Below are 25,048 nucleotides of genomic sequence, written 5' to 3'. Positions count from 1 at the left end.
CATCAGCCGCCGAGCGACAAGGCCGCGGCCGGGCGCTGGAGCACCTGGCGGGACTGCCCCTTGGGCGTCGCGACCTGGGCGTCGATGCGCTGGATGCGCGGGAAGAGCGCGAACAGCTGATGCGACAGCGTCGTCAGCGCGGCCGGCGCGGTGCAGCGGAATCGATAAGCGACGTCGACGTCGAGGTGCTCCGACTTGGGCGGAACGCTGTCGGTCGACGACGTCGGGATCAGTCCGGACTCCAGCTGCGCATCCTCGAAACGGCATTGCCCGCGCGCATCCGGCGTGAACAGCACCGCGCCGCCGCGCAGCGTCGCCAGCATCCGATCGACGGATTGACGTTCCGCCGGCGTGCGGGGCTGGCGCTCGAAACCGAGCACGCTGTCGAGCGGCGACTCCAGCTGGATCGCCAGCGTGTCGCCCTCGATCGCGACGTCCAGATGCACGACGCCGTGTTCGTGCTTGTCGCCATGGGCGTGCGCGGCGCCGGTCATCGTCAGTCCGGCGGCGAGCACGGCGGCCGCGGCCGCGCTCAAGAACAGGCGCGAGTTCTTCTTCGTGCTCTTGTTCGTGTCCTTGTTCGTGTTCATCTCAATGGGTTCCTTCTTCAGGGGAGGCGATGTCCCACGTCGGCCAGGGATCGGTGCCGATCGAGGCGGGCGAGGTCAGGCAGGCGTCGAGCGCGCGGGTGAGGGCGGGGATGTCGAGGTCCTGCCCGATGAGCACCAGCTCCTGGCCGCGCTCCCCCAGCGGGACGCTCCATCGACCGACCGGATCGAGCTGATGGCCACGGCCCGCGCCGGACAGGCAGGCGAGCCACTCCAGCCGGCTCGCCAGCCACACATAGCCCTTGAAGCGCAGCAGCCCCGGCCACGGATGCGCGATCAGCGCGTGCAGGCGATCGGCATCGAAGGGCCGGTCGGCGCGGTAGACGAAGCTGGAAAGTCCGTAGGCATCGGCTTCGGAATGGTCATGCCCCTCCAGGGCCTGGATCCATCGGGGTTGTGACTCGGCCTGTTCCATGTCGAAGAGACCGGTGCCGAGCAACTCCCTGATCGGCACGTCGCCGTGGCGGGCATCGACGATGCGCGCGCCTGGGTTGAGCGCCTTGATCACCGCATGGACCTGCGCAAGCTGCTCGGCATCGACCAGGTCCGTCTTGCTCACGACGACGACGTTGGCGAACTCGATCTGTTCCACGAGCAGCTCGACGAGCCGGCGCCCGTCCTGCGCGTCGACGCCGCTGTCGCGCTGCGCCAGGAAGTCCCCGCTCGCGTAGTCGTTCAGCAGATTCAGCGCATCGACGACCGTGACCATGGTGTCGATGTGCGCGAGCTCGCGCAGTCCCTGCCCGTGTTCATCGACGAAATCGAAGGTCGCCGCGATCGGCATCGGCTCCGAGATGCCGGTCGACTCGATCAGCAGGTAGTCGAAGCGGCCCTCGCGGGCCAGTCGGCCGACCTCCTGCAGCAGGTCGTCGCGCAAGGTGCAGCAGATGCAGCCGTTGCTCATCTCGACCATCGCCTCGTCGGTGCGGGACAGGCCCACGCCGGCGCGTTCGGCGCCGTCGCGGACCAGATCGGCATCGATGTTGAGCTCGCTCATGTCGTTGACGATCACCGCGACACGCAGCGGCCCGCGGTGGCGCAGCACCTGGTTGAGCAGCGTCGTCTTGCCGGCGCCGAGGAAGCCGGACAGCACCGTGGCGGGTAGTCGCAGGGGAAGGGCGGCGGCATTGGACATGGGCGTCTCCAGGGCGAAGGATTTCCGTTCGCGGGCTTTGATGCTAATGCGAACGCATTTGCAATATAGCAGCATGACAGAATGCGGACGCCCTCCCGACCTGCTTTCGCGGTGCTCTGATCGCCCGCTGCTTCACACCCATGGAACGTTCGACCCGACAGCGCAGTGCCATCCGGACCGTGATCGACGATGCCGGTCGTCCGCTCTCGCCGCAGGAGGTGCTGGACGCCGCGCAAGGCGAGGTGCCGGGCCTGTCGCTGGCGACCGTCTACCGCAACCTGAAGCAATTGCTGGAGGCCGGCGAGATCCAGGCGGTCTCGCTGCCGGGGGACAGCCCCCGCTACGAATCGGCGCATCACGACCACCACCACCACTTCCAGTGCACGGAGTGCGGCCGCGTCTTCGACGTGCACGCCTGCCCCGGCGACATGGCGCAGCTCGTGCCGGCCGGCTTCACCGTGGCGCGTCACGAACTGACGCTGTACGGGCGTTGCGCCGACTGCGCGACGCCGAAGCGCTCGCCGCGCAAGCGCGCCGTGAGCGCCTGAGCGCCCCCCGACCTCCCGCGTGAAAACCGACCGCCTTTCAGGCGCGCCTAAGTCTTCGGCATTGACGCCTACCAACTAGTAGGTAAACTGCGAAGCACTTCGACCGCCCCTGGCACAACCGGACCTCACCTCATCATGACCCACCCCACCGACTCCTCCGCCCTCAAACAAGACCACTGGCTCAAGCGCTACTACTTCACCCGTGCGCTGTTCTCCATCGTCTGGGTCGCGGCCGCGATCGTGATCGGCAGCAAGTCTCCGGTCATCGCCGCGGTGCTCCTGGTCCTGTATCCGGCGTGGGACGCCGCCGCGAACTGGGTGGACGCCAACGCCAGCGGCGGCCTGCAGGCCAATCGCACGCAGCGCATCAACGTGTGGGCGAGCGGCCTCACGACGCTGGCCGTGTGCCTGGCGCTGACCGCGGGCATGAACGCCGTGCTCGGCGTGTTCGGTGCCTGGGCGATCGCCTCGGGTCTGCTCCAGCTCGGCACGGCGCTGCGTCGCTGGAAGTCGCACGGCGCGCAGTGGGTCATGGTGCTGAGCGGCGCCCAGTCCGCGCTGGCCGGCGGCTTCTTCATCGCGCAGGCGCAGAAGGCCGACGTGCCCTCCATCGTGAACGTCGCGGGCTACGCGGGCGTGGGCGCGCTGTACTTCCTCATCTCCGCCATCTGGCTGACGGTGAGCCTGTCGCGCCGGAAGAAGGCCTCCGCCTGAGCGGCCTGCCATGAAGGAAGCACTGACCCCGAAGGCGGCCGAGATCCTGGCCCACACGCGCCGGATCCTGGCCTTCGGTGGGTACAACAGCTTCAGCTACGCGGACCTCGCTGAACGCCTCAACCTTTCGAAGGCCGCCATCCATCATCATTTCCCCAGCAAGGAGATGCTGGTGACGACGCTGCTGATCCTGTTCCGCCAGGAGGCCCGGGAGGAACTGGCCCAACTGGTCCGCCACGTCAACGATCCGCTGGCGGAGCTCAAGGTCTACACGGGCCATTGGGCCCAGTGCATCCGCAGCGGGGATTCGCCGTTCTGCCCCTGCGCCATGCTGGCCACCGAGATGCCAATCATCCCGGAGGGGCTCGCCGCCGAAGTGCGCGGGCATTTCCAGGACCTGGGCGAATGGCTGGCGTCCGTGCTGCGACGAGGCATGGCATCGGGGCAGTTCCACGTCGACGGCGATCCCCTCGTGTCGGCGCGCGCCTTCATGGCCATCGTGCATGGCGCGATGCTCGTGGCGCGCGCCACGGACGATGCGACGGCATTCGAGGCGGTCGTGACGCCGGCGATCGCGAGGCTCACGCTGCCTGCCTGAAATCGGCAGACCTCCGTTTTCACGGCGGCGGATACTGCGCCGCCGTGCGCTGTCCCTCCACCCCGACGCTGCGCTGCAGCCGCACGCCGAAGTTCCATCCCAGCGTGCGCTGATCCTTGCCCTTCTCGCGCACGATCAGCATCAGCGGCCGCCACGTCGAGTCCTGCGCCATCGTGCGGTCCGCATTCGCGCGCGCCTCGGCGGCGCCTTGCGCATCGCCGCGCAACCGGGCGAGTCCTTCCAGCGCGCGGAAGGTGTCGATCCACGCCGAGGCCTGCGGACGCATCGAGAAGTTGATGTTGTACTGGCAGAGGCTGTCCTTGGGCAGGCTCTTCAGCTTGCTTTCGAAGTCGCTCAGCAGCGCCTCCGCCTTGTCGCGGTTGGCGCGCGTGTTCTTCTCGCCGCTGGCGTCGGGTTCGAGCGTCTCCACGCAGCGCGCGATCCAGTCGTCGCGGGTCTCCTGGAACTTGTCCAGCATCTGCCTGGGCGTGCTGAAGTGACGGTCCAGGTCGGCGTCCTGCTTGCCGCCTATCGTGAACGGCGACACCGCGTTCTTCTCCAGGTTCCAGAACAGGTCCCGGTTGACGTCGATCAGGCCCGGCGCGCCGCCGCCGGCGATGGACCCATCCTTCCCGTCGCTCCCGAGCTTCACTTCGGACGGATTGGCCGGCGTCAGCGTGTTCACCTGGACGCCCACCGACAGCTTCTGCTGCGCGGTGTCGCCCTTGTCCGCCGTCACCTGGATGTGGCCGCCGTGCTCGGTGCGTGATTCGGCGATGCGCTCCGCCTTCAGGGACGCGCCGGCGCTGACGCCGACGCGGTAGGTGTTGCCGTCGCCGCCCGCCAGCTTGAGGTTGGCGCCGGCGCTGACCTTGGTGACGAAGCTGCGCGTCAGGCTCTGGCCGTGGATCTCGCCCAGGCTGACCTTGGGATGGCGGGCGAGCACCGCCTCCAGCGGACCGGCGTAGTGCGGGGCGTCCTTCGCATGCACCTGGTCCCAGCGCACCCAGGTGTCCAGCACGCCCAGCATCTCCTTGCGCAGCTCGTCGTCCTTGCCGCGCTGGCGGAACAGCCGGAGGATGGTGCCCTCGGTCTCCTGGTGCGTGCGGCTCATCTTCTCGGTGGCGCTGACCTGCGCCTTCACGATGCCGGGCAGATCCGGTCCGGCGGCCACGCCGACGGTGGCTTCGGGGCCGCTCGCGCGCGTGCTGCCGAGCGAGAGCTCCATGCCGAGGATCGGCATGAAGGCCTGGAAGAAGGCCTCTTCCTTGCGCGACCAGCCGGCGGAGAACACCGGGGACACGACCGGCGAGGGGACGCTGTAGGGCAGCGAGGGCAGGCCGCCGCCGACGACGCCGCCACCGGACAGCTTGACCTTGTCGCGCAGCTGCATCGACAGCAGGATGGGCTCGAAGTAGCGCACCACGTCCTCCTTGCTCTGGAAACGCTTCTGGCGCGCCGCGTCGGCCGATGCATGCATCGTCTCGTCGTGCGTGAGCGCGCCCTGGCGCTCCGCGGGCGCGGCCTCGGCCAGCGTCAGCTTCACATGGTCGATGACGGCACGCAGCGCGTCCGGCGCCGACGCGCCGTCCTTCGCGAGCTCCTCGAACAGCGGGGGCAGGGCGTGCTCGCGGTTGGGCTTGTGCAGGCGACCGGACTTGTCCGCGCTCACGGGGTTCTGCAGCGTGTAGACCGCTGCACGCAGCTCGCCGGCTTCGCTGCCTTTGAACTGCCATTGCGACGGATGTCCTGGGCGCGTGGCCCGCTCCGCGAGCGCCTGCGTCGCGGCGGCGAAGGCCTGCGCTTCGGGCGCGGCGACGCCGGCCGCGGTCAGGTCGCGCGCGAGGTCCGACTTCGCCCAGTCGGCGAGTGCTCCCGCGGACTGTCGCACGCCACTGTCGGCCTGGCTGCGATTGGTCGTCATGCCGAAGCTCTCGGCGATCGCCGTCGCGCGCTTGAGCCCTGCAGGCGTGAACGGCGTCTTGTGCTGATGCGGCGTCACGGCACGTTGCACCCAGGAGGCCGATGGCTGCTCACGTTCCAGCCATTCGCCGATCGCTTTCTTCATCCGGCCGTCGTGGCGGGCGAAGGGCGAGCCCGCTGCGTTGGAGACGCAGCCATTGCGCACCGCGTGATACGCCGCGCGTTCGGCGCCGGTGAAGGTCGGCGTCGTCGATGACGACGCGGCGCCCGGATCCGTCGGTGGCTGTCGCGCGACCCGCTTCGCGCCCGCCAGCCATTGGCGCACGGCGGCGTCCGGCTCCACGCGCTGCGCGGCGTCGGCCGACCAGAAGCTGCGCATCGCCTGCAGCGTCTCGCTGTCGGGCATGCTGCCCTGCGGATCGCCGAGCAGGTGCACCACCTCCGCGCCGCGCGGCAGCACGCTGGCCTGGCGCAGCAGGTTGCGGACGTCCGACTCCGCCTCGGTGGGCTCGCGGTCGGCGCCGTTGTCCGGCAGATTCGCCACGCCTTGCATCCAGTCGCGCGTCGGGCGCGACTGCAGCGCTTCCAGCGCCTTCTGCGCACGGGCGGCGTCGCCTTTGCAGACGACGGACAGCAGCTCGGAGGCGATCTCCATGACCCCGATCGAGGGCAGCGCATCCGCTGATGGATTCGCGGGACGCCCGTTCACCGCCTGTAGCAGGCGCGCGCCGAATCGTTCGCTCTCGACGCCGCCCGCGAAGCCGCGCGGCCGTGTCGCCTGCACCTGCAGGGCCTGCGCCTCGCGTGCGTCGAAGACGGCCTTGGCGGCGGCCGGGTCGGGCGGCGTGTCGACCGTCGACGCCAGCGTGATCGAGGCCTGCAGCACGGCCGACACGCCTGCGTCGGTGGCGTGCAGTCGCCCGCGTGCCGCCGTGGCGTCGGGCTTCAGCGTCGTGACCCGGGCCGCTGCCGCATCGACGTCCGATCGTGCCCGCGCCAACGCGCCGGCTGTCGATTGCCGCGCCCCGTCGGCCTCCGCCAGCATCGTCTTCAAGCGCATCAGGCGGGGCAGCGCGTCGGGCGTCACCGTGCCGGTCCCCGCCTGGGCCGCCGTCAATTGCGACTGGGCGCGGTCCACGGCGGTCGTCAGACTGGCGTGGTGGCGTTCTGCCTCGTCATGCGTGATCTGCGCCGTCTGCGCGGTGCTCTTGGCGACCGCCAGACCGCGCTCCGCATCGCCGAGCTGTCGCACCTGATCGATCGCTGTCGACCGCGCGCCATAGAGCGCGTCCTTAGTGTCGTCCAGCCGTTGCCGGACGAAGCGGTCCTTGTCCACGAGCTGCTGCAGCGCCTGCACCTCGGCGGCCAAGGGTTGGAGACCGCCGGCACCGGCCTGCGCCTGCTGGAGGCGCGTGGCGTCGGCCAGGCGCGCCTCGGCGGCCTGCACCGCCTGCCGCGCGCTGTGTTCTTGGATGCCGGCCCCCGCCGTGGCCTTCGCGATCGACGCGGTCTCCGCAGCAGTCGCGCCCGATGTCGACGTCGTGGCGGAGGTTGTCGCTGACGTCGAAGGCGTCGCGGTCGCCGATGCGTTCGCCGTCGCCGAAGTCGCGACTGCCGCGCTCGCAGCCTGTGCCGCGGTCAACTGCTGCTTCGCCTGGTCGACCACAACTTCGGCACTCAGACGCTGGTCGAGCGCGTGGGAGATCGCGTCGCCCGAGGCGGGCGTGGTGGAGGCGTTCTCCGGATGAGGCTTGCCGGCGTGCGTGCTGGCCTTCTCAGTCAGCGGACGCGGCTTCAGCCAAGGTACGACGGTCGTGGCGAGCCGGTTCCCCGTCGTGCGCTTCGGCGCGTCCCAGGGGGACGGCGTGCGCGGCGGCAGGCGCGCGTTCAGTCCTTGCGCCTGGGTGGATAGGGCCGCGAGCTGGCTGGCCTCGTCAGTCGGGGCTGCCGCCTGCGGCGTGGGCAGCGAGGCGCGCACCGGGCGCTCCACGGTGCCGCCGACGCCGGGCACGATGGCGTTGAAGGCCACCTCGCGACCGAAGATCGCGCGCTTTGCGCGAGCGGGCAGCCCCTGCAAGGCGCCGGAGGTCGAAGGGCTCTTGCCCGCAGCGGTCGATGCGGGCGTCGTCGTGTCGCCCGGCCCGCCGGCCGCGCTGGGATTGGCCGTGACCGATCCGGTCGCGCCGGTCGATGGGCCCGTCGATGTGCCAGTAGTGCTGGCATCCGTGGGGACGACCGGTCCACCGGTCGTGAGCTTGGAAGAAACCATGGTCGGCGCCGCGTCCTGAGTGCGATCGGTAATCCCGCGGCGGGTTGTCTGCCACCGGGTCGAGTCACTCTAGAAGCGCGCCTATCGGCGCCCAACGAATCGAATCGCGTTAGGACATGCGGCTCATACCGCGATGTCGCGCAGCAGCAGGGGCCACGCGGTGCTCCCTGGCCATCGCGGTTTCTGCCAGGGCCGGCCCACCGTGGCGGTGGCGATCGGGAACGCGCGGGTGGCGGGATTCACGTCGCGCCAGACCTCCGCGCCGTCGACGAACACGCGGCATTCGCCGGTGGTCAACGGTTGCCACGCCTCGTCGGCGGTGAGCGGATCGGTGGCGACGATCACGATGCGGTCGTCGGCGCCGTTCATCGCGCTCAGGTCGAGCGACATGTCGCAGTCGACCAGTCGCGCCATCGGGAACGGATGGCGCCGCTGCAGCACCTGCAGCCGGCTGGAACAGTGGGTGTAGAGCGCCGCGCCGTTGGTCAGCAGGAAGTTGAAGTTGCCGTGGCGCGCGATCACCTCGCTGAGCTGCGCGACGTGGGGCGCGAGCTCGCGCCAGGACGGCGGCGGATCGCGGTCGTGAGCGCGGTCCGCGAAGCGCTTGCGCAGCTCCTGCAGTAGCCAACAGAAGGCCCGCTCACTGTCGGTGCTGCCGACAGGCCGGTACGGGCCGTCGAGCACCGGCTGGAAGTCCTTCAGGTCGCCGTTGTTGGCGAACACCCAGGTCTGCCCCAGCCATTCGCGCTGGAAGGGATGGCAGTTGGAGAGCGTCACCTCGCCCTGCGTCGCGCGGCGCAGATGCGCGATCACGATCCGCGACTTGATGGGGTAGCGGCTCAGGAACTCCGCGAGCGGCGACTCGCTCGCCGGCTGGTCGTCATGGAAGACGCGGCAGCCGGAGCGCTCGTAGAAGGCCATGCCCCAGCCGTCGATGTGCTCCGCGGTGCGACCGCCTCGGGCAGCGAACCCGGTGAAGGAGAAGGTGATCGCTGCATCGCTGTTGCAGTTCATTCCCAGCAGTTGGCACATGGCGGCCACTATCGCGTGCGGGGAGGGACCGGACAAATGCGGAACCCGCATGGGCTCATGCGGTTTCGGGGGCGATGCCACGGGGTCAGGCGTTGAGGGGCGGGCGCTGGTCGTCGTCCGGTCCGGCCGTCGATGGCCTCGTTGGGCGCCATTCGCCCGCACGTCGGGAATAAGCGGCGCTCCCGGGTGTCTACGGAAGGGAAGGCCGTTGCCTTTCAATCTGGAGCCGACATGACCTCACACCGAACGCGACCCGGAGGGCCGCGGCTGCGCCGACCGCTGCGGATATCGCTGCGGGTATCGCTGCGCGCCTTGCCGTGGATCGCCGTGGCTTCGGCCGCCGCCTGGGCGGGCGCCGCCACGTCGACGGACGCCTTCCACGCGGAGAACGCCGTCGCGATGGATCGCATGATGGCCGCGATGGACATCAAGCCCTCGGGCGACATCGACCGCGACTTCGCGGCCATGATGATTCCGCATCACCAGGGCGCCATCGACATGGCGCTGGCGGAACTGCGCCACGGCTCCAACGAGCAGCTGAGACGCATCGCGCAGGAAATCATCATCGAGCAGCAGCAGGAGATCGCGGCGATGCAGCTCGCGGTCGGCGGCGCGCTGCCGCCCTCGGCGCCCGCGCCCACGCAGGTCGGGGGGGCGGCATCCGCGCCCGCCTCCGTCCATCACCATTCGAAGTAGGACCTCTCATGCTGAAGCCTCTCTTGCGTTCGTCACTGCTGCTCCTGGCCACTTGCGCCGCCGCCGCCGCCATGGCCGGTCAGGCGCCGGGCCGGGCCTCGGACGCCGACATCCCCGTCAGCCACCGCGACCGCATCTACGCCGCCGAGCAGTTCTCCAACACGCTCTCCGTCACCGATCCGGTGGATCACCGCCTGCTCGGCGTCATCCGCCTGGGCGACCCGTCGCCGGGCAACTTCAGCCCGCTCTATCGCGGACAGGTGCTGGTGCACGGACTGGGCTTCTCGCCGGACCACCGCACGCTGGCGGTCGTGTCCATCGGTTCGAACTCGGTGAGCTTCATCGACACGCGGACCAACGCGGTCAAGCACACGACCTACGTCGGCCGCTCGCCGCATGAAGCCTTCTTCACGCCCGACGGCCAGGAGGTCTGGGTCACCGTCCGCGGCGAGAACTACGTGTCGGTGATCGATGCCGCGACGTATCAGGAGAAGACCCGCATTGTCACCGCGGCGGGCCCGGGCATGCAGATCTTCTCGCCGGACGGCAAGTACGGCTACGTCTGCTCGTCCTTCAATCCGGAGACGGCGATCGTCGAGGTCGCCAGCCACAAGATCATTGCGACGGTGAAGCAGGACAGCCCGTTCTGCCCCAACATCGCCGCGTCGCCCGACGGCCGCCAGGTCTGGTTCACGCTCAAGGACATCGGCCGTACGACGGTCTTTGACGCGCGCCCGCCGTTCGGCATCATCACGTCCTTCGACACCGGCCCGATCACGAACCACGTGAACTTCGCCAAGACCGCCAAGGGCACCTTCGCCTACGTGACCGTGGGCGGCCTGAACCAGGTGAAGGTGTTCCGCACCGACGACTTCTCCGCCGTGACCACCATCCCGGTGGGCAAGCTGCCGCACGGCGTCTGGCCGTCGGGCGACGGCAGCCGGATCTACGTGGGCCTGGAGAACGCCGATGCGCTGGCGGTGATCGACACGGCCTCGAACACCGTCGTCGGCCACGTGCCCGTCGGGCAGGCACCGCAGGCCATCGCCTACGTGCCCGATGCCGTGCCGGAGGGCGACGGACTGCAGGGCCTGCAGCCGCTCGGCGTGGCGGGGCAGGTGGCCTCGTTGACCTTGCGGGAGGTGGGCGCGAGTTCGAGCGCCGCAGCGGTGGGAACGACGGCGGGGACGCCCACCAGCGTCGCGCTCTTCGACCAGGGCCTGCTGCAGGTGTTCCAGGCGTCCGTGACCGGGTTGAAGCCGAAGCAGCCCTATGTCGTGGCGCTGGCGGAGCAGGCGGACGGTTCCGGTGCCCTGCAGCCGCTGGCCAACTTCATGACGAATCCCGCCGGCTCGGCGATCGTCAATGCCATCGGACCGATCCGCCAGATCGTGCAGGCCGAGGCGCCGGCGACCCGGCGTTACCTGGTCGTCGCGCCCGTGGTCGACGGCAAGCCCGGCGCGCCTGTGCAGGTGCAGGCCCCGCCGCAGGCTGCCGCGCAGGCCCCGGCGCCGACATCGACGCGATGAGCCGGAGCGCTGGCATGGCATTGATCGCGGAGCTGGAGCCCTTGATCCCGGCCCTGCGCCGCTATGCCAGCGCGATGCTGCGCGATCGCCACCTCGCGGACGACCTGGTCCAGGATTGCCTGGAGCGCGCCATCGCCCAATGGGCGTCACGTCGGCAGAAGGAGAACACCCGCCAGTGGGTGTTCGCGATCGCGCACAACCTGATCGTCAACCGCTTGCGGCAGCAGTCCCGGCGCGGCGAGCACGTGGACATCGCGGACGTCGCCGAGTCCGCCCTGATGGTGCCGGCCTCGCAGGAACATCGGGTGCAGGTCGGCGAGTTGATGGTGGCGCTGGACGCGCTGCCACCGGATCAACGCAGCGTGGTGCTGCTGGTGTCCGTCGAGGACCTGTCCTATGCGGAGGCGGCGCGGGCGCTCGACATTCCGATCGGAACGGTGATGTCGCGCCTGGCACGAGGACGCGAGCGGTTGCAGCGCGCGCTCGACGGCGAAGCGACCGCGATGACGGGCACGGCGAGCACGGCGGGCACGACGAGCACGGCGGGCGCTGGATCGCATCTGCGGAGGATGAAGTAAATGGACAGACCTACCCGACCCACCGGGCCAACCGGGCCAACCGGGCCCAAGGGCCACATGAAACCGGCACCTGTCGTCGAAGAGGATCTCCATGCCTTCGTCGACGGAGCCCTGGATGCCGCCCGTCGCAAGGAGGTGCAGGACCACCTCGACCGGGATCCGGATGCGGCGACGGCCGTGACGCGGCTGATCGCCCAGCGACAGTTGCTGAGATCCGCGTTCTCGCCGATCGTCGATGAGCCTGTGCCCGAACGTCTGCAGCTCAAGACGCTGCTCGCGCAGCGGCGGGAGCCGCCGACCTGGCAGTGGCGGCTGGCGGCGGCTGTGCTCATCGCGCTCGGCGTCGGCAGCGTCGGCGGCTGGCAGGTGCGCGATCGATGGGAGCCGTCGAGCGGCATCGCGGCGCTCGCGGGCGAGGCCCGCAGCAGCTACCTCGCCTATGCGGCGGACGCGCCGGAAGACCTCGATCGCGAACGGCTCCTGCGCCTGGTCTCGGACAAGCTGCAGCGTCCGGTGGAGATCCCGGATCTCAGCGCGGCCGGCTACCGATTCGCGGGCGGCCGGCTGGTCGCCACGGTCCACGGTCCTGCCGGCATGTTCTTCTACGACCGCACGGACGGCACCCGGATGGCCGTGATGCTGCGGCCGATGGCGGTCGAGAAGGAGGCGCCGATGATGGCGCAGACCACGGGCGCGGTCGGCGGCTACAGCTGGGCCATGCGCGGGCTGGGCTACAGCGTGGTCGGCACCGAGAGTCCGACGACGCTTCATCCCGTCGCCGACGAGGTGCGACGGCAGGCGCGCGAGAGCGCCTCGATCTGACAAGAGTCTGATCAGTCGCTCGTGTTGTCCGGCGTGCGCGCCGGCAGCGCCTCCGGCGGCAGGCCCGCCGCTGCGCGCGCCCACATCCGCTCGTAGAGCGCCTCCAGATCCCGCGCGAAGGCCGGTGAATCGATCCATGCGGGGATCGTGGGTGGCGCTCGTTCGGCGCGACCTGCTTGACCCGCTTGACCCGCCCGATCGGCGAGCGCGTAGACCAGGTCGACGTACGCCTCGGGTGTCTCGCAGACCAGCTCGGACAAGCGAGCTTGCGTGAGGAGGCTCTCCGCCACGCGTGACGCGAAGCCATCGCCGCGCAGCGTCACCACCGGCACGCCGGCCGCGAGGGCATCGCTGGTCGTCGTGTGCCCGTTGCAGGGCCAGGTGTCGAGGGCCACGTCCGCGGCGGCGAGCCGGTTCCAGTGCTCGGTCATCGGCACCGGCGGCATGAACACGAGCCGCTCCGGCGCGATGCCTCGGGAAGCGGCTTCGGCGCGCAGCTGCGCGTCGGCCTGCTCGCCGCCGCTGAGCTGCCACAGCAGCGCCTGCGGCAGGCGATGCAGGATCGCCATCCACGCGTCGAAGACCGCGGGCGTGATCTTCAGCACCACGTTCGCGGAGAGCAGCACGAGGGCATCGTCCGGCAGACCGAGCCCGGCGCGCGGTGGGGGCACGATGCGCCGCGTCGAATCGCCGGGTTGATAGCAGCGCGGCAACTGCGCGATCCGCTCGGAGTAGAACGGCGCATCGCCAAGCGGAGTCACGACTGCATCGCCGATGACGTAGTCGATGAAGTCGGCGCCGCAGGTGCCCGGGAAGCCGAGCCACGCCACCTGCACCGGCGCCGGTCGCGCGGCCAGCGCGGTGAAACGGCTCCCGGCCGTGTGGCCCTTCAGGTCGACGGCGATGTCGACGCCCTCGGCGCGCATGCGCGCGGCGATCCCGGCGGGATCGAGATCGCCGACATCGATGAAGCGCTCGCACGCGGCGCGGATGCGCTGCTGCAGCGGCGATCCGTCGTCCGGTCCGTGCGAGAACAGCAGCACCTCGAAGCGCTCGCGATCACGGCGCTCCAGGACTTCGACCATCAACGCAGCGGTCGCATGCGCATGGAAGTCGGAAGACAGGTAGCCGATGCGCAGCTTCGGCTTGTCGACGGCGGTCACCGGCGGCAAGGTCGCGATGCCGCGGCTGAGGAAACGCGTGCTCAGTCGCGCGACCTTCAGCAGGTCCGCCGCTGAATGCGGCAGCGTGGCCAGCGCGAAGGGCACGCCGAATTCGTCGGCGGCGTCGTCGGGCTTCGCACGGATGACCGCGTGCAGCGCCCGCAGGTTCTCATCGAAGTCCAACCAGCGCGCGCACTGTTGATCGCCGTGGGCCTGATAGGCCTGCGCCATGACGCTGTCGGGCCGCAGCGCGGCGACGGTGCGGAAACACTCGGCCGCCTCGGCTTTCATCTGCAGCGACTGCAGCGCGAAGGCCAACTGCAGGTAGGCGTCGACATCGTCGATCTTCAACGCGAGCGCCTGCATCAGCGGGGCGATCGCTTCCTGCACGCAGCCGCTGCGCCGCAGCGATTCGCCGAGGTAGCGTTGGAGCTCGTTGGACGCGACCTGCGCATGCGGCTCCAGCAACGCGACCGCTTCGGCGTAGCGGCCGCGGCCCATCTCGAGGAGGGCGTTGCGCAGCAGGTCTTTGAGGGCGTCCATGGGTGGCGATTATGGAAGCTCCTCAGCGCTTGCTCACGTGGCGCAGAGCTCGATGCAGAACGCCATGAAGGCCTCCACCGAGGCCGGCGGCAGCCGCCGCGACGGGCGCACGATGTGGAGCGGGAAGGTCTCGCCCGGCCAATCCGGGAACAGCTCCACCAGCGTGCCGTCGGCGACGAGGTGTTCGACGCTGAGCGCCAGCACCTGCGCCACGCCGGCGCCCGCCACGCAGGCCTGCACCATCGCGTCGGCGTCGGTCATCGTCAGCGAGCCTGACGTGGCCACCGTCAGCTGTTCCTTCGCGCGGCCCTTGCCGCGGACGAAGATCCATTCGAAGGGCTTGCCGCGTTGCGGATCGATGTACTGAAGGCAATCGTGCTTCACCAGCTCGGCGGGCTTGCGCGGGCGCCCGCGCCGTTCGAGGTAGGACGGCGCCGCGACTGTCAACACGCGGTTCTCCAGCAGCTTGCGCGAGGTCATCGTCGACGCCGGCTGCGGCCCGAAGCGCACCGCCACGTCGACGCCCTCCGCGACGAGATCGCCGCTGCCCGGGAACTGCACCATCGTCAGCATCAGGTCCGGGTAGAGCGCCTGCAGCCGGGGCAGGGCGGGCGCGAGCACGTAGCGCGCGAACAGCGGGTTCAGGCTCACCCGCAGCGCGCCCCGCACGCTGACCGCCGCCCCCGAGACGACGTTGGCCGCCTCCTCGATGCCTTCCAGATGCGGCACGGCGTGCTCGTACAGCCGAGCGCCCTCGCCGGTGAGGTGCAGCGAGCGCGTCGTGCGGTCGAGCAGCCGCACGCCCAGCCGCTCCTCCAGCCGCGACACCGCCCGGCTCACGCCCGAGGCCGACATTCCCAACACCTCGCCGGCCTTGCTGAAGCTGCCCGACTCCACCACCGCGGCCAGCACGCTCATGCCGGCCAGCAGGCGTCCGTCGATGCTCATGTCCCGCTCCTCATCGCGTGCCTTTCGTCGTCGTTCCTCATCTTTGAATTTCAGCAAAGATCATTTGATCGACTCTACCTTTATCAAAGATCGACAGCTCCGCATCATCCGCTCCGTTGCCTCAATCCCGAGTCGATTTCCCGAAGATTCCCCAACGGAGTTCCCCATGACCGATCGCGACATCCTCTTCAAGGCCGGCACCGTCATCACGATGGATCCCGCGCTGCCCAACCTGCCCGTCGGCGATGTGCTGGTGCGCGACGGCCGCATCGCCGCCGTCGGCGCGGACCTGCCCGCCGGCGACGCGGAGGTCGTCGACGCTGCCGGCAGCATCGTGATGCCCGGCCTGGTCGACGCCCACCACCACGCGTGGCTGGGCGTGATGCGCCGGCTGATGCCCGACGTCGACGACCTGTTCGCCTACATCGACGTGGTCGCGAGCCAGCTCGGTGCGCACTTCCGTCCGCAGGACATGTACACGAGCACGATGCTGACGGCGGCTGCCTCGCTGGACGCCGGCATCACGACGATCGTCGACGCGTGCCACAGCTCGCGCAGCCCGGAGCACACCGATGCCGCGCTCGACGCCTTGAACGCGTCCGGCATCCGCGCCTTGCACATGGTCGGTCCGGCGATGGACAAGGGCGCGTCGTCGGCGCATCTGCCGGGCGATCTGGCGCGCCTGGCCGCGCGATGGAACGTGAGCGACAGCCGCGTGCAGGTCGGACTCTTCGGCCAGTTGAAGCTGGACTGGTGGGAAGTCGCGCGCGGCCTGGACATGCGGATCCTGACCGAGTTCATCGGCGACCTCGCGCAGCTCGGACCGGAGTTCGCCAAGCCCGGCGTGCTCGGCCCGCACAACCTCTTCAACCACTGCACGCGCGTGCCTGCGGCGACATGGAAGCTCTTCGCCGACGCCGGCGTGAACATCACCGTGAACCCGCGCTCGGATGCGCTCTTCGGCTTCGACGACGAGACCTTCGCCTATCAGGTGGCCGTCGACCACGGTCTGTCGCCGGCGCTGGGCATCGACCTCGACACGGCCTTCGGCAGCGATCTCTTCGGCGAAATGCATGCGCTGTTCCACCAGCAGCGCGCGGCGATGCGGTATCGCCGCTTCCGCGGTGAGGCCGATGTTCCCGCGCCGATCGGCGTCGAGGAGGTGCTGCGCGCCGCCACCGTCAACGGTGCGCGGGCCGCGGGCCTGGAGAAGCGTGTCGGTACGCTGACGCCGGGCAAGGCGGCCGACCTGATCATGGTGCGCACGCACGGCGCGGGCGTGTTCCCGGTGACGAACGCGATCGCCACGATCGTGCAGGCGGTGGAGCGCGCCGACGTCGACACCGTCGTGGTCGGCGGGCGACTGCGCAAGCGCGGCGGTCGGCTGCTCGACGTCGATCTGGCCAGGCTCGCGGCTGACGCGACCGCCTCGCGCGACTTCCTCCTCGATGCCAGCGGGCATCGCGTCGACCTGTTCAAGAGCGCGGCATGAGCGCGGCGACCTCGACACCGGGTTCGACCGCCACCGCGACCGCGACCGCGACCTTGAATCTTCCGGCACCTGGCGTCATCGCGGCGCTGTTCTGCGGCTACCTCGCCGTCGGCCTGCCGCTGCCGGTGCTGCCGCTGTTCATCCATGAACAGCTCGGCTTCGACACGCTGACCGTCGGACTGGTCATCGGTCTCCAGTTCCTCGCCACGGTCCTGACGCGCGGCTACGCGGGTCGTCTCGTCGACGGACAGGGCGGTCGTCGCTCGGCGCTGCAGGGGGCGCTCGGCTGCGCCGCGGCGGGCCTGCTGTACCTGGTCGCGGCGCTGGGGTCGTCGCACGGGGCGTCCGCGATGTCGCCGGCAGCGGTGCTGGCGATCGTCGTCGCGGGCCGGCTGGTGGCCGGCTTCGGGGAGAGCCAGTTCGTCACCGGCTGCGTCTCGTGGTCCATCGCGTCGGTGGGCCCGCAGCGCGCCGGCTTGTCGATGTCGTGGACCGGCATCGCGATGTTCGGCGCGCTTTCCATCGGTGCGCCTATGGGCATGTGGCTGTATCGCTTCCATGAAGGCGCGTATGGCCTGGCCGCCGTCATGGTCGCGTGCATCGCGGCGCCGCTCGCCGCTTGGGCGATCGCGCTGGCGACGCCGACCTGGCGCATGGCCGGCGGCCCGCGCCTGCCGTTCCGGCGCGTGGTGAGGCAGATCTGGCGCCAGGGTCTCGGACTGACGTTGCAGGGCGTCGGGCTCGCCGGCCTGACCGCCTTTGCCTCGCTGTACTTCGCGGCGCGTGGGTGGTCGCATGCGGGCGTGGTGATGACCTGCTTCGGCGTCGGCTTCATCGCCGTGCGGCTGCTGCTCGGACACCTGCCCGACAGGATCGGTGGCCGGCGCGTGGCGCTGTGGTCGCTGGGGGTCGAGGCGATCGGGCAGGCGCTGGTCTGGGGCGCGCCGCACGAAGCGGTCGCGCTGGCGGGCGCCTTCGTGACCGGACTGGGCTGCGCGTTGATCTATCCGGCGCTCGGGGTCGAGGCGCTCAAGCGCGTGCCGCCCGCCAGCCGAGGCAGCGCGATCGGCGCCTTCGCGGCCTTCCTCGACATCGCCTACGGTCTGGCCGGCCCCACGGCGGGGCTGGTGGCAGGGCGCTTCGGCTTCGCCGCGGTCTATGCGCTGGGGGCCATCGCGGCGCTGCTGGGGGTCGTGCTGATCGTCACGGGACCGACGGGCGCAGCGGTGCCTCCGCGCCCCGTGTCGGAATGACTGTGCGCGGAGACGACTTCCGGAGACGGGTTCCGGAGACGGGTTCCGGAGAAGGCGGCGCAGCGGGTGAATGCCTGGGATGCCGATGGGCACTGGCATTCATCAGCGATACTGTATAAATTGACAGTATGCCGCAAGACACCAAGATCGCTCCCCCGCCGCTGTACATCCAGGCCGACGCGCTGAAGGGCCGGGGCAGCGCCTGGGCGATGCCGCACCGTTTCGAATCGCGCGGGCGCGAGCAGTACGACGACGGCTGGGGCACGCTGGACCAGGAGGCGCTGGAGGAGCACGTCGCCCCGAAGACCCAGATCATCGAGGAGCACGCGAAGAAGATCGTCAGCGGCAACCAGTCGCCCGACATCGGCTTCGACCTGTCGATCAATCCGTACCGGGGCTGCGAGCACGGCTGCATCTACTGCTTCGCGCGCCCGACGCACAGCTACCTGAACCTGTCGCCGGGCCTGGACTTCGAGACCAAGATCATCGCGAAGGTCAACGCCGCCGAGCGGCTGCGCGAGACGCTGGCCTCCTCGGCCTACAAGCCCGCGCCGCTGGTGCTCGGGACCGCCACCGACGCCTACCAGCCGATCGAGCGCAAGCTGGGCATCACGCGCGCGGTCGTGGAAGTGCTGACCGAGGCGCGGCATCCGTTCTCGGTGGTGACGAAGTCCAGCGGCATCGAGCGCGACCTGGACCTGATCGTGCCGATGGCGCTCAAGCGGCAGGTGTCGGTCTACCTGTCGGTGACCTCGCTGGATCCGGCGCTGTCGCGGATCCTGGAGCCGCGCGCGGCCTCGCCGCAGCGGCGGCTGCAGACGATCAGGACGCTGGCCGAGGCGGGCGTGCCGGTGGGCGTGAGCGTGTCACCGGTGATCCCGTTCCTCAATGAACCGGAGCTGGAGCGCATCCTCGAAGCCGCCGCGGAGGCGGGCGCGACCAAGGCCTTCAGCATTCCCCTGAGGCTGCCGTGGGAGGTGGCGCCGCTCTTCCACGACTGGCTGCGGCTGCATCAGCCGGACAAGGCGGCGCGCATCATGGCGCGGCTGCACGACATGCGCGGCGGCAAAGACAACGATCCGCGCTTCGGCACGCGCTTCACCGGCGAGGGGATCTGGGCCGAGCTGCTCCAGCAGCGCCTGCGCAAGGCCTCGAAGCGCTTGGGCCTGGGCCGCGAGCGGCACCAGTTCGACTTCAGCGAGTTCCGCCCGCCGTCCAAGGTGGTGGGGCAGCAGTCCCTGTTCTGAACGACGGCAAGACCTGACCCCTCGCGAGCCGATCCTTTGCGAGCCGAGTCGGCAATGACTTTCCTCAGTATGCGCAGGGGGAGTGACCTACCGATATCAATATCCCCCGTCGAAACGCCCTTCGGAGGGAATGTCTTTCGAGCGCATCACGCAGAGACTGGTTGCCATTGAGTCGAGGACTCGCAATGAAAGATCAGTGATGTCTCTGCAAGTGAACTACATCAGGCCCGTGAGTCGGACCGACAGGTTGGTGGCGATCATGGTGATGCCTGTGCCGACCGCGGAGGGGATGTCAGAACTGACGGCGGTGGTCGAGTTGCTGCGTTATCCGGCTGTGTTGTTCGGGGTGGCTCGTCCTGAAGGGACAGTCGATGCACGCTGCCAGTACACGAGCTGGGACCGGGTCGACAACGCACTCTCGCTGCTGGAGCGTCGCAATGTCTCAGTGACCTACGTCCGACATCTTCTGCATCTGGCTGCGCACTTCGCACAGCGTCACGGCTTGCGGCGAGAAGGAACGGTGACGTTGACCCTCTTCGAACATGAAGGCATCACGAGCATCCGCTACGAAGTTCCGGTCGGCGTTAGCCGCGACGCGGCCCTGGAATGGACTTCCGAATTCTGGGGCGAACTCGCTTACGTTGATCTGCTGCAGCCCAATTTTCTGCTCTCGTTTGTAGCCGAGGCATCGGCCTGAGGCTGCCGGGTGATCCAACTGTCAGAGACGCATATGGCCATTGAGTGCAAAGACTTTCTCGCCTTCGCGCGCTTGCTGGGGCAGCAGGATTCAGAGGTGGCGTTCCGGAGTGCCATCAGTCGTGCCTACTACGCCGCATTCCATCGTTGCAAAGAATGGGAGCAGACCCTGCCGATGCTGGGTCGCAATGAAGGGCCGGAAGGGGGTGCGCATCAGGAGCTCATCAATCGCTTGAAACACCCTGCCGAGCGGTGCGGCGAGATAGTGAAGGAACGGTCGCGGAGGAACGGGGCTCAGCTCGAAGCCCAACGACACCGCCGAGTGCAAGCCGACTACGCATTGGACGATACTGTGACAGCTGCTGAGATGCACGACCAGTTGGGACAAGTCAGGCAGGTCCTGGAGCGATGTGATGCAGCTTTGCCCCGCTCAGTGCCTTAGTTGCGCCGGCAAGCGCCCACCCAATCCCAATCCTTGCGATAGACCGAGGTCTCCACGCCGCTGAGACTCAGCACCGTGTGATACAGCCCGTCGTGCGACATCGGCGTGTCGCGACGCTGCGTCAGGCACGCGCTGTCGAGCTTCTGCGATTGCCGTGTCTGCTCCGGCAGCCACAGGATCAGCGGTACGTGCTTCTGCTGCTTGGGCGCCAGCGCGTAGGGCATGCCGTGCAGGAAGAGGTTGTTCTCGCCCAGCGACTCGCCGTGGTCCGACACGTAGAGCAGGCTCGGATCGAATCGCTGTTCCTGCGTCCCCAGCCAATCGATCGCCTTCGCCAGCACGTGGTCGGTGTAGACGATCGTGTTGTCGTAGGCATTGCGGACCTGTTCCAGCTCGCACTGCTGCAGCGCATTGCTGCGGCACTCGGGCTGGAAGGGCTTCCGGTCGTCGGGCGTGCGCAGGTAGTAGGCGGGGCCGTGGCTGCCCATCTGGTGCAGCACCAGCACGACGCCGCGTGCGACGCGCTGCGGATCCAGTGCCGCGATGCGCGCGTCCAGGTCGTGCAGCATCACCTCGTCAAGGCACTCCCCGTCCGCGCGGCACAGGCCGGTGGGAATCGGGTGATCGGGCCGGGCGGGATTGATGGCCTGCGCATTGGGCACGCGGTCGCAGATGCCCTTGCAGCCCGACTGGTTGTCCAGCCACAGCACCGCCAGCCCGGCGCGCTGCAGCACGTCCATCAGCGTCTGCTGGTTGCCGGGGTGATCCACGTACACCTCGCGGCCCAGCTGCGAGAACATGCACGGCAGCGACGCCGCCGTCGACGTGCCGCAGGATGCGACTTCGCGATAGCTCAGCACCGGCTTCGTCGACAACGCCGGATTGGTCGGCTTGCCATAACCGTTGAGCTGGAAATTCTCCGAACGCGCGGTCTCGCCGACCACCAGCAGCACCAGCGGCGGCCGGGCGCCTGCAACGCGCGGCGTGAGCTTCGCATCGGCGGCGACGACCTCGAGCGGGCCTCTGGGTTTCTTCTGCTTCTGAGCCGCCAACGCGGCGCTCGCCCAGATCGCGTTGATCGGGCTGACCATCTTGGTCAAGGTCTTGTTGTTGCGCAGCGTGGAGGCCAGGTCCGCGGTCCGCGTGGCCGCGAGCCCGACGCCCAGCACCAGCGCGAGCGCCACGCTCGCGAGGTTCCACCCCAGCCGCTTGAACCAGCGCTTGTCGGTCAGGCGCTGGCGCCAGATCCAGATCAGCGGGATCAGCGCGATCACGACGACATGCGCCGCCAGTCCCCAGCCGATCAGGTCGCGCGTCTCGCGCACATCGGTCTGCAGTGCGTTGGTGATCATCGTGCTGTCGATGATCACGCCGTAGCTGCCGATGAAGTAGGCCAGCGGTGCCGTCATCAGCAGCATCGCGGTCAGCAGCGGCTTCACCGCCACGCGCCAGGCCAGCAGGCTGAAGACGGCGGCCAGCACCATGATCACGATGCCGGCGAAGACGATGATGAACAGCTTGCCCGACGCGCCGGCGTAATCCGGCATGCCCCACATGCGCTGCCAGAGCGGCCAGTTGCCGAGCACACCGATCCACAGTGCGGTCAGCCACGTCAGAACCAGCGGTGAACGGGCGCGCACGGTGCGCGCGGTGCCGGCCTCGCGTGCCGGCGAGGTCGAGGAATCGGAAAACGCCATCTTGTTGTGTCAGGCCGGCAGAAAATCAACCTGCCCTTGTAGTAGTCGTACCTGAAGCTCCCCTGAAGCAGTCCATGGCCTCGCCGCGGCTTGACCAGGGACGCCCCTTCATCCCCGCAAGGCCATGCCGCCTCCCCGGGCCGCCTTCAGCCCCTGGCCGCTGGCCTGCACATAGCGACGCTGCAGATCCTCGATCCGCGGCTCCAGCGCCCCGGGATCGGTCATCCGTTCCCGGTAGCGCTTGAGCACCAGCGCCGCCATGTCGATCAGCTTGGCGTTCAGCGTCAGCGTGCCTTGCTCGACCAGCAACTGCACGCCGGTCTGCGCATCGCCCCGCATCGCATGGCGCATTGCCGTCTCGGAGATCGCGAACACCCGCGCATTCGCGTCGCGCAGCAGCTGCGCGCTGGGTTCGTGGCCTTCGGCCATGCTGATCATCACCTCGGTCGCCGACTTCGAACTGCAGAAGCGCAGGCCGAGCTGGCTCATCAGCGTGTCCATCTCGCTGAGCTCGATGTCCTGCCGCGCCATGCGCACCCACAGCGCGACCAGCAGGCTGGCGGCCTCGAGGTCCAGGTCCTCGTCGGTGACGCGTCGCGCGAACTTGCGCGCGAGCAGCAGCGCATCCGCCAGCTTGCGGTCCATCAACAGGCGCAGGCCCTGCATCAGCACGTCGAAGCCCTGCAGGCGCTGATCGCGCGGCGCGCGCTCCATGGCCTGCATCAGCGCGTCCATCGTGTACTTCAGGCCCTTGCTGTCCTTCGCATCGAAGCGCATCAGCGCGATCAGGGCCAGGCTGTGCGCATCGAACAGCTTGGACCGCAGACCCTGCGCCACGCTGCGTTCGAGCATCTTGAGCGCCTCGTCGCGCTGCCCCGCGTAGAAGGCCAAGGTGCCGCAATGCTGCTGCCGCAGCAGGCAACCGGGCGTCAGCGTCGCGGCGGTGCGGTAGGTCGCGAGCGCGGCATCGATCTCGCCCTGCTCCATCTGCACGCGGCCCATCAGATCGTAGCTGTCGGCCTGGTCGGGCATGTCGCCGATCAGCGTCTCCAGCGTGCGGCGCGCGGCGCTCAGGTTGCCGCCGGCGACCTCGGTCCGCGCCACGCCCAGCCGCGCCCAGGGCACGGTGCGCGCGGCGATGATGGCCTCGTACAGCTCGCGGGCCTCGGTGTGGCGCTCCAGGCGCAGCAGCAGTTCAGCGCCGATGCGCGCGGCGTACAGCCAGTAGGTCGCCTTGCGCTGGAAGCGCTCCAGGCAGAGGTCCGCCGCGCGACCGAAATCCTTCGCGTCGATCGCGTCGAAGATGCCCTTGAGCTCCACCTTGCGATGTCGCGCATTGGCCAGCCGGTCGGCGAGCGCCGTGGTCGTGTAGGGCTTGACGAGGTAGGCGTCCAGCGCCGCCTCGGCGGCCTCGGCGACCTTCGCGTACGAGGCCTCGCCGGTGACCATGACGAAGACGGTGGAGTAGGGCAGCAACTGCTCGCGCCGCAGCTCGTCGAGCAGGTCTTGGCCGGACATCTCGGAGCCGTCGAAGTAGTAGTCGCAGATGACGATGTCGTAGGGCTGCGTTTCCAGGATCACGCGGGCGTCTCGCACCCGCGTGGTCTGCCGCACATGGCCGACGCCGAGTTCGCGCAATTGCGCCGTCATCAGGCTGCGTGAGTTGGCGTTGCTGTCGATGACCAGCGCCTGCGTCTTCCCGAGCGTGCCGGCGAGCGTCATGGCCGCCGCCCCGCCACGGCGCGCGCGCCAATGAAAAAGCCCGCCTCCGAAGAGAGCGGGCCGGCAGCACCCCAACGAATTGTGCGAATGTCGTCAACCACGGACCGATTGTCCGCCCGGCGACTACCGCCGGTCCCCCGGGTTTGCGTGGGTGGACCGGCCTGATTCGTGAATCGTGACGGGGGTTTGCGTGTCGCTGTTGGCGATTTACTTGAAGAGGTCCTTGACCCGGTCGGTCCAGCTCTTCGCGTTCGGCGAGTGACGCTCGCCGCCGTCCTTCAGGCTCTTGTCGAGCTCCTTCAGCAGCTTGCGCTGATGCTCGGTGAGCTTGACCGGCGTCTCGATGCTGATGTGGCAGTACAGGTCGCCCGGATAGCTCGAGCGCACGCCCTTGATGCCCTTGCCGCGCAGGCGGAAGGTCTTGCCGTGCTGCGTGCCCTCGGGGAGCTCGATCTCGGCCTTGCCGCCCAGCGTCGGCACCTCGATCGTGCCGCCCAGCGCGGAGGTCGTGATCGACACCGGCATCGTGCAGTGCAGGTCGTCGCCGTCGCGCTCGAAGATGTCGTGCTGCTTGATGCGGATCTCGATGTAGAGATCGCCCGACGGCCCGCCGTTGACGCCCGGTTCACCATTGCCGGCCGAGCGGATGCGCATGCCTTCGTTGATGCCGGCCGGGATCTTGACTTCCAGCGTCTTGGTCTTCTTGATCTTGCCGGCGCCGTTGCAGGTGGTGCAGGGCTCCGGAATGATCTTGCCCGTGCCGTGGCAGTGCGGGCAGGTCTGCTGGATGCTGAAGAAACCCTGGCGCATGTGCACCGTGCCGCTGCCGCCGCAGGAGCCGCAGGTCTTGGCGCTGGTGCCAGGTTTTGCCCCGCTGCCATGGCAGGTCTCGCAGCCTTCCCACGACGGGATGCGGATCTGCGTCTCCTTGCCGCGCGCGGCTTCCTCCAGCGTGATCTCCATCGCGTAGCTCAGGTCGCTGCCGCGGTAGACCTGCTGGCCGCCGCCCTGGCGCCGGCCGCCGCCGCCCTGCTGGCCGAAGAGGTCGCCGAAGATGTCGCCGAAGGCCTCCGCGAACCCGCCGAAACCTTCCCCGCCCTGGCCGCCGCGGAAGCCCTGGTTCGGATCCACGCCCGCGTGGCCGTACTGGTCGTAGGCGGCCCGCTTCTGGCCGTCCGAGAGCATCTCGTAGGCTTCCTTGGTCTCCTTGAACTTGTCCTCGGCCTCCTTGGCACCCTCGCCCTGGTTGCGGTCAGGGTGGTGCTTCATCGCGAGCTTGCGATAGGCCTTCTTGATGTCCTCTTCGCTGGCGTTCTTCGCGACGCCCAGGACTTCGTAATAGTCACGCTTTGCCATGGATCTTCCTGCGGGCCTCAAACCAAAACGCCGCGCG

At 69.0% G+C, this 25,048-nt stretch carries 20 protein-coding genes; 11 read left to right on the top strand and 9 right to left on the bottom strand.

The genetic code is table 11. The annotated features are described in order from the left end of the window. Window positions 1-2: 2 nt before the first annotated feature. Together ABE85_RS13675 and ABE85_RS13670 are read right to left on the bottom strand one after the other, a co-directional pair. Entirely contained in the window at window positions 3-590 is a 588-nt protein-coding gene (locus tag ABE85_RS13675; protein WP_082938596.1) for a DUF2796 domain-containing protein, read from the bottom strand. Between the two features lies 1 nt (window position 591). After that, window positions 592-1,743, bottom strand: coding sequence for a GTP-binding protein (locus ABE85_RS13670; RefSeq protein ID WP_067275395.1), 1,152 nt, complete (start codon window positions 1,741-1,743; stop codon window positions 592-594). A 140-nt stretch (window positions 1,744-1,883) separates the two neighbouring features. Here ABE85_RS13670 and ABE85_RS13665 point away from each other — a divergent pair, with 140 nt between their 5' ends. The 3 genes from ABE85_RS13665 (at window position 1,884) to ABE85_RS13655 (ending at window position 3,603) form a co-directional block, all read left to right on the top strand. Then, a complete protein-coding gene (locus ABE85_RS13665; protein WP_067275390.1) occupies window positions 1,884-2,291 on the top strand; it encodes a Fur family transcriptional regulator in 408 nt (135 codons plus the stop codon). Between the two features lie 135 nt (window positions 2,292-2,426). After that, window positions 2,427-3,005: a DUF308 domain-containing protein gene (locus ABE85_RS13660; RefSeq protein ID WP_067275387.1), complete on the top strand. Its 579-nt coding sequence runs from the start codon at window positions 2,427-2,429 to the stop codon at window positions 3,003-3,005. A 10-nt stretch (window positions 3,006-3,015) separates the two neighbouring features. Continuing rightward, window positions 3,016-3,603, top strand: a complete 588-nt coding sequence (locus ABE85_RS13655) for a TetR/AcrR family transcriptional regulator (protein ID WP_067275385.1) — start codon at window positions 3,016-3,018, stop codon at window positions 3,601-3,603. A gap of 19 nt (window positions 3,604-3,622) precedes the next feature. Here ABE85_RS13655 and ABE85_RS13650 read toward each other — a convergent pair whose 3' ends face one another. Then, window positions 3,623-7,795 (bottom strand): hypothetical protein, encoded by a 4,173-nt coding sequence (locus tag ABE85_RS13650; protein WP_157522371.1) that lies wholly within the window; start codon window positions 7,793-7,795, stop codon window positions 3,623-3,625. Window positions 7,796-7,918: 123 nt separating this feature from the next. After that, window positions 7,919-8,827, bottom strand: a complete 909-nt coding sequence (locus ABE85_RS13640; RefSeq protein ID WP_082938595.1) for a class II glutamine amidotransferase — start codon at window positions 8,825-8,827, stop codon at window positions 7,919-7,921. Between the two features lie 231 nt (window positions 8,828-9,058). Here ABE85_RS13640 and ABE85_RS13635 point away from each other — a divergent pair, with 231 nt between their 5' ends. From ABE85_RS13635 to ABE85_RS13620, 4 genes are read left to right on the top strand one after another with little or no spacing between them, the layout of a single operon-like run. Further along, window positions 9,059-9,523, top strand: a complete 465-nt coding sequence (locus tag ABE85_RS13635; protein ID WP_082938594.1) for a DUF305 domain-containing protein — start codon at window positions 9,059-9,061, stop codon at window positions 9,521-9,523. A gap of 8 nt (window positions 9,524-9,531) precedes the next feature. Beyond that, a complete protein-coding gene (locus ABE85_RS13630; RefSeq protein ID WP_067275375.1) occupies window positions 9,532-11,052 on the top strand; it encodes a YncE family protein in 1,521 nt (506 codons plus the stop codon). Between the two features lie 14 nt (window positions 11,053-11,066). Further along, window positions 11,067-11,630, top strand: a complete 564-nt coding sequence (locus ABE85_RS13625) for an RNA polymerase sigma factor (protein WP_082938593.1) — start codon at window positions 11,067-11,069, stop codon at window positions 11,628-11,630. A 57-nt stretch (window positions 11,631-11,687) separates the two neighbouring features. Next, window positions 11,688-12,452 (top strand): anti-sigma factor, encoded by a 765-nt coding sequence (locus tag ABE85_RS13620; RefSeq protein ID WP_067275365.1) that lies wholly within the window; start codon window positions 11,688-11,690, stop codon window positions 12,450-12,452. 11 nt (window positions 12,453-12,463) lie between these two features. Here ABE85_RS13620 and ABE85_RS13615 read toward each other — a convergent pair whose 3' ends face one another. Continuing rightward, window positions 12,464-14,158 carry a hypothetical protein gene (locus tag ABE85_RS13615; RefSeq protein WP_067275361.1) on the bottom strand — a complete coding sequence of 565 codons (1,695 nt, stop codon included), beginning with the start codon at window positions 14,156-14,158 and terminating at the stop codon, window positions 12,464-12,466. A gap of 33 nt (window positions 14,159-14,191) precedes the next feature. Beyond that, window positions 14,192-15,106 carry a LysR family transcriptional regulator gene (locus ABE85_RS13610; RefSeq protein WP_067275358.1) on the bottom strand — a complete coding sequence of 305 codons (915 nt, stop codon included), beginning with the start codon at window positions 15,104-15,106 and terminating at the stop codon, window positions 14,192-14,194. A gap of 166 nt (window positions 15,107-15,272) precedes the next feature. Here ABE85_RS13610 and ABE85_RS13605 point away from each other — a divergent pair, with 166 nt between their 5' ends. The 4 genes from ABE85_RS13605 (at window position 15,273) to ABE85_RS13590 (ending at window position 19,795) form a co-directional block, all read left to right on the top strand. Beyond that, window positions 15,273-16,598, top strand: a complete 1,326-nt coding sequence (locus ABE85_RS13605; RefSeq protein ID WP_067275357.1) for an amidohydrolase family protein — start codon at window positions 15,273-15,275, stop codon at window positions 16,596-16,598. Further along, window positions 16,595-17,851, top strand: a complete 1,257-nt coding sequence (locus ABE85_RS13600; RefSeq protein ID WP_067275351.1) for an arabinose transporter — start codon at window positions 16,595-16,597, stop codon at window positions 17,849-17,851. The genes ABE85_RS13605 and ABE85_RS13600 overlap by 4 nt, the downstream gene beginning before the upstream one ends. Window positions 17,852-17,979: 128 nt before the next feature. Further along, window positions 17,980-19,098, top strand: a complete 1,119-nt coding sequence (locus ABE85_RS13595; RefSeq protein ID WP_067275346.1) for a PA0069 family radical SAM protein — start codon at window positions 17,980-17,982, stop codon at window positions 19,096-19,098. A gap of 199 nt (window positions 19,099-19,297) precedes the next feature. Next, the gene (locus tag ABE85_RS13590) at window positions 19,298-19,795 is read left to right on the top strand and encodes a hypothetical protein (protein ID WP_157522368.1); all 498 of its coding nucleotides are present in this window, start codon (window positions 19,298-19,300) and stop codon (window positions 19,793-19,795) included. A gap of 437 nt (window positions 19,796-20,232) precedes the next feature. Here ABE85_RS13590 and ABE85_RS13580 read toward each other — a convergent pair whose 3' ends face one another. The 3 genes from ABE85_RS13580 to dnaJ all read right to left on the bottom strand — a co-directional run bounded on the left by ABE85_RS13580 (window position 20,233) and on the right by dnaJ (window position 25,011). After that, window positions 20,233-21,933: a phosphoethanolamine transferase gene (locus ABE85_RS13580; protein WP_067275339.1), complete on the bottom strand. Its 1,701-nt coding sequence runs from the start codon at window positions 21,931-21,933 to the stop codon at window positions 20,233-20,235. A gap of 108 nt (window positions 21,934-22,041) precedes the next feature. After that, a complete protein-coding gene (locus tag ABE85_RS13575; protein WP_067275336.1) occupies window positions 22,042-23,655 on the bottom strand; it encodes a response regulator in 1,614 nt (537 codons plus the stop codon). A gap of 207 nt (window positions 23,656-23,862) precedes the next feature. Then, window positions 23,863-25,011 (bottom strand): molecular chaperone DnaJ, encoded by a 1,149-nt coding sequence (dnaJ, locus tag ABE85_RS13570; protein WP_067275322.1) that lies wholly within the window; start codon window positions 25,009-25,011, stop codon window positions 23,863-23,865. Window positions 25,012-25,048 lie beyond the last annotated feature (37 nt).

The sequence above is a fragment of the Mitsuaria sp. 7 genome, assembly GCF_001653795.1.
GTDB lineage: Bacteria > Pseudomonadota > Gammaproteobacteria > Burkholderiales > Burkholderiaceae_C > Roseateles.
Note: the sequence above shows the minus strand (reverse complement) of the source record. Positions and strands in the feature narration are given on the sequence as shown.

Coding starts and splice junctions, on each gene's coding strand:
- ABE85_RS13675 (WP_082938596.1), bottom strand. CDS start 590: ATGAACACGAACAAGGACACGAACAAGAGCACGAAGAAGAACTCGCGC.
- ABE85_RS13670 (WP_067275395.1), bottom strand. CDS start 1,743: ATGTCCAATGCCGCCGCCCTTCCCCTGCGACTACCCGCCACGGTGCTG.
- ABE85_RS13665 (WP_067275390.1), top strand. CDS start 1,884: ATGGAACGTTCGACCCGACAGCGCAGTGCCATCCGGACCGTGATCGAC.
- ABE85_RS13660 (WP_067275387.1), top strand. CDS start 2,427: ATGACCCACCCCACCGACTCCTCCGCCCTCAAACAAGACCACTGGCTC.
- ABE85_RS13655 (WP_067275385.1), top strand. CDS start 3,016: ATGAAGGAAGCACTGACCCCGAAGGCGGCCGAGATCCTGGCCCACACG.
- ABE85_RS13650 (WP_157522371.1), bottom strand. CDS start 7,795: ATGGTTTCTTCCAAGCTCACGACCGGTGGACCGGTCGTCCCCACGGAT.
- ABE85_RS13640 (WP_082938595.1), bottom strand. CDS start 8,827: ATGTGCCAACTGCTGGGAATGAACTGCAACAGCGATGCAGCGATCACC.
- ABE85_RS13635 (WP_082938594.1), top strand. CDS start 9,059: ATGACCTCACACCGAACGCGACCCGGAGGGCCGCGGCTGCGCCGACCG.
- ABE85_RS13630 (WP_067275375.1), top strand. CDS start 9,532: ATGCTGAAGCCTCTCTTGCGTTCGTCACTGCTGCTCCTGGCCACTTGC.
- ABE85_RS13625 (WP_082938593.1), top strand. CDS start 11,067: ATGGCATTGATCGCGGAGCTGGAGCCCTTGATCCCGGCCCTGCGCCGC.
- ABE85_RS13620 (WP_067275365.1), top strand. CDS start 11,688: ATGAAACCGGCACCTGTCGTCGAAGAGGATCTCCATGCCTTCGTCGAC.
- ABE85_RS13615 (WP_067275361.1), bottom strand. CDS start 14,158: ATGGACGCCCTCAAAGACCTGCTGCGCAACGCCCTCCTCGAGATGGGC.
- ABE85_RS13610 (WP_067275358.1), bottom strand. CDS start 15,106: ATGAGCATCGACGGACGCCTGCTGGCCGGCATGAGCGTGCTGGCCGCG.
- ABE85_RS13605 (WP_067275357.1), top strand. CDS start 15,273: ATGACCGATCGCGACATCCTCTTCAAGGCCGGCACCGTCATCACGATG.
- ABE85_RS13600 (WP_067275351.1), top strand. CDS start 16,595: ATGAGCGCGGCGACCTCGACACCGGGTTCGACCGCCACCGCGACCGCG.
- ABE85_RS13595 (WP_067275346.1), top strand. CDS start 17,980: ATGCCGCAAGACACCAAGATCGCTCCCCCGCCGCTGTACATCCAGGCC.
- ABE85_RS13590 (WP_157522368.1), top strand. CDS start 19,298: ATGTCTCTGCAAGTGAACTACATCAGGCCCGTGAGTCGGACCGACAGG.
- ABE85_RS13580 (WP_067275339.1), bottom strand. CDS start 21,933: ATGGCGTTTTCCGATTCCTCGACCTCGCCGGCACGCGAGGCCGGCACC.
- ABE85_RS13575 (WP_067275336.1), bottom strand. CDS start 23,655: ATGACGCTCGCCGGCACGCTCGGGAAGACGCAGGCGCTGGTCATCGAC.
- dnaJ (WP_067275322.1), bottom strand. CDS start 25,011: ATGGCAAAGCGTGACTATTACGAAGTCCTGGGCGTCGCGAAGAACGCC.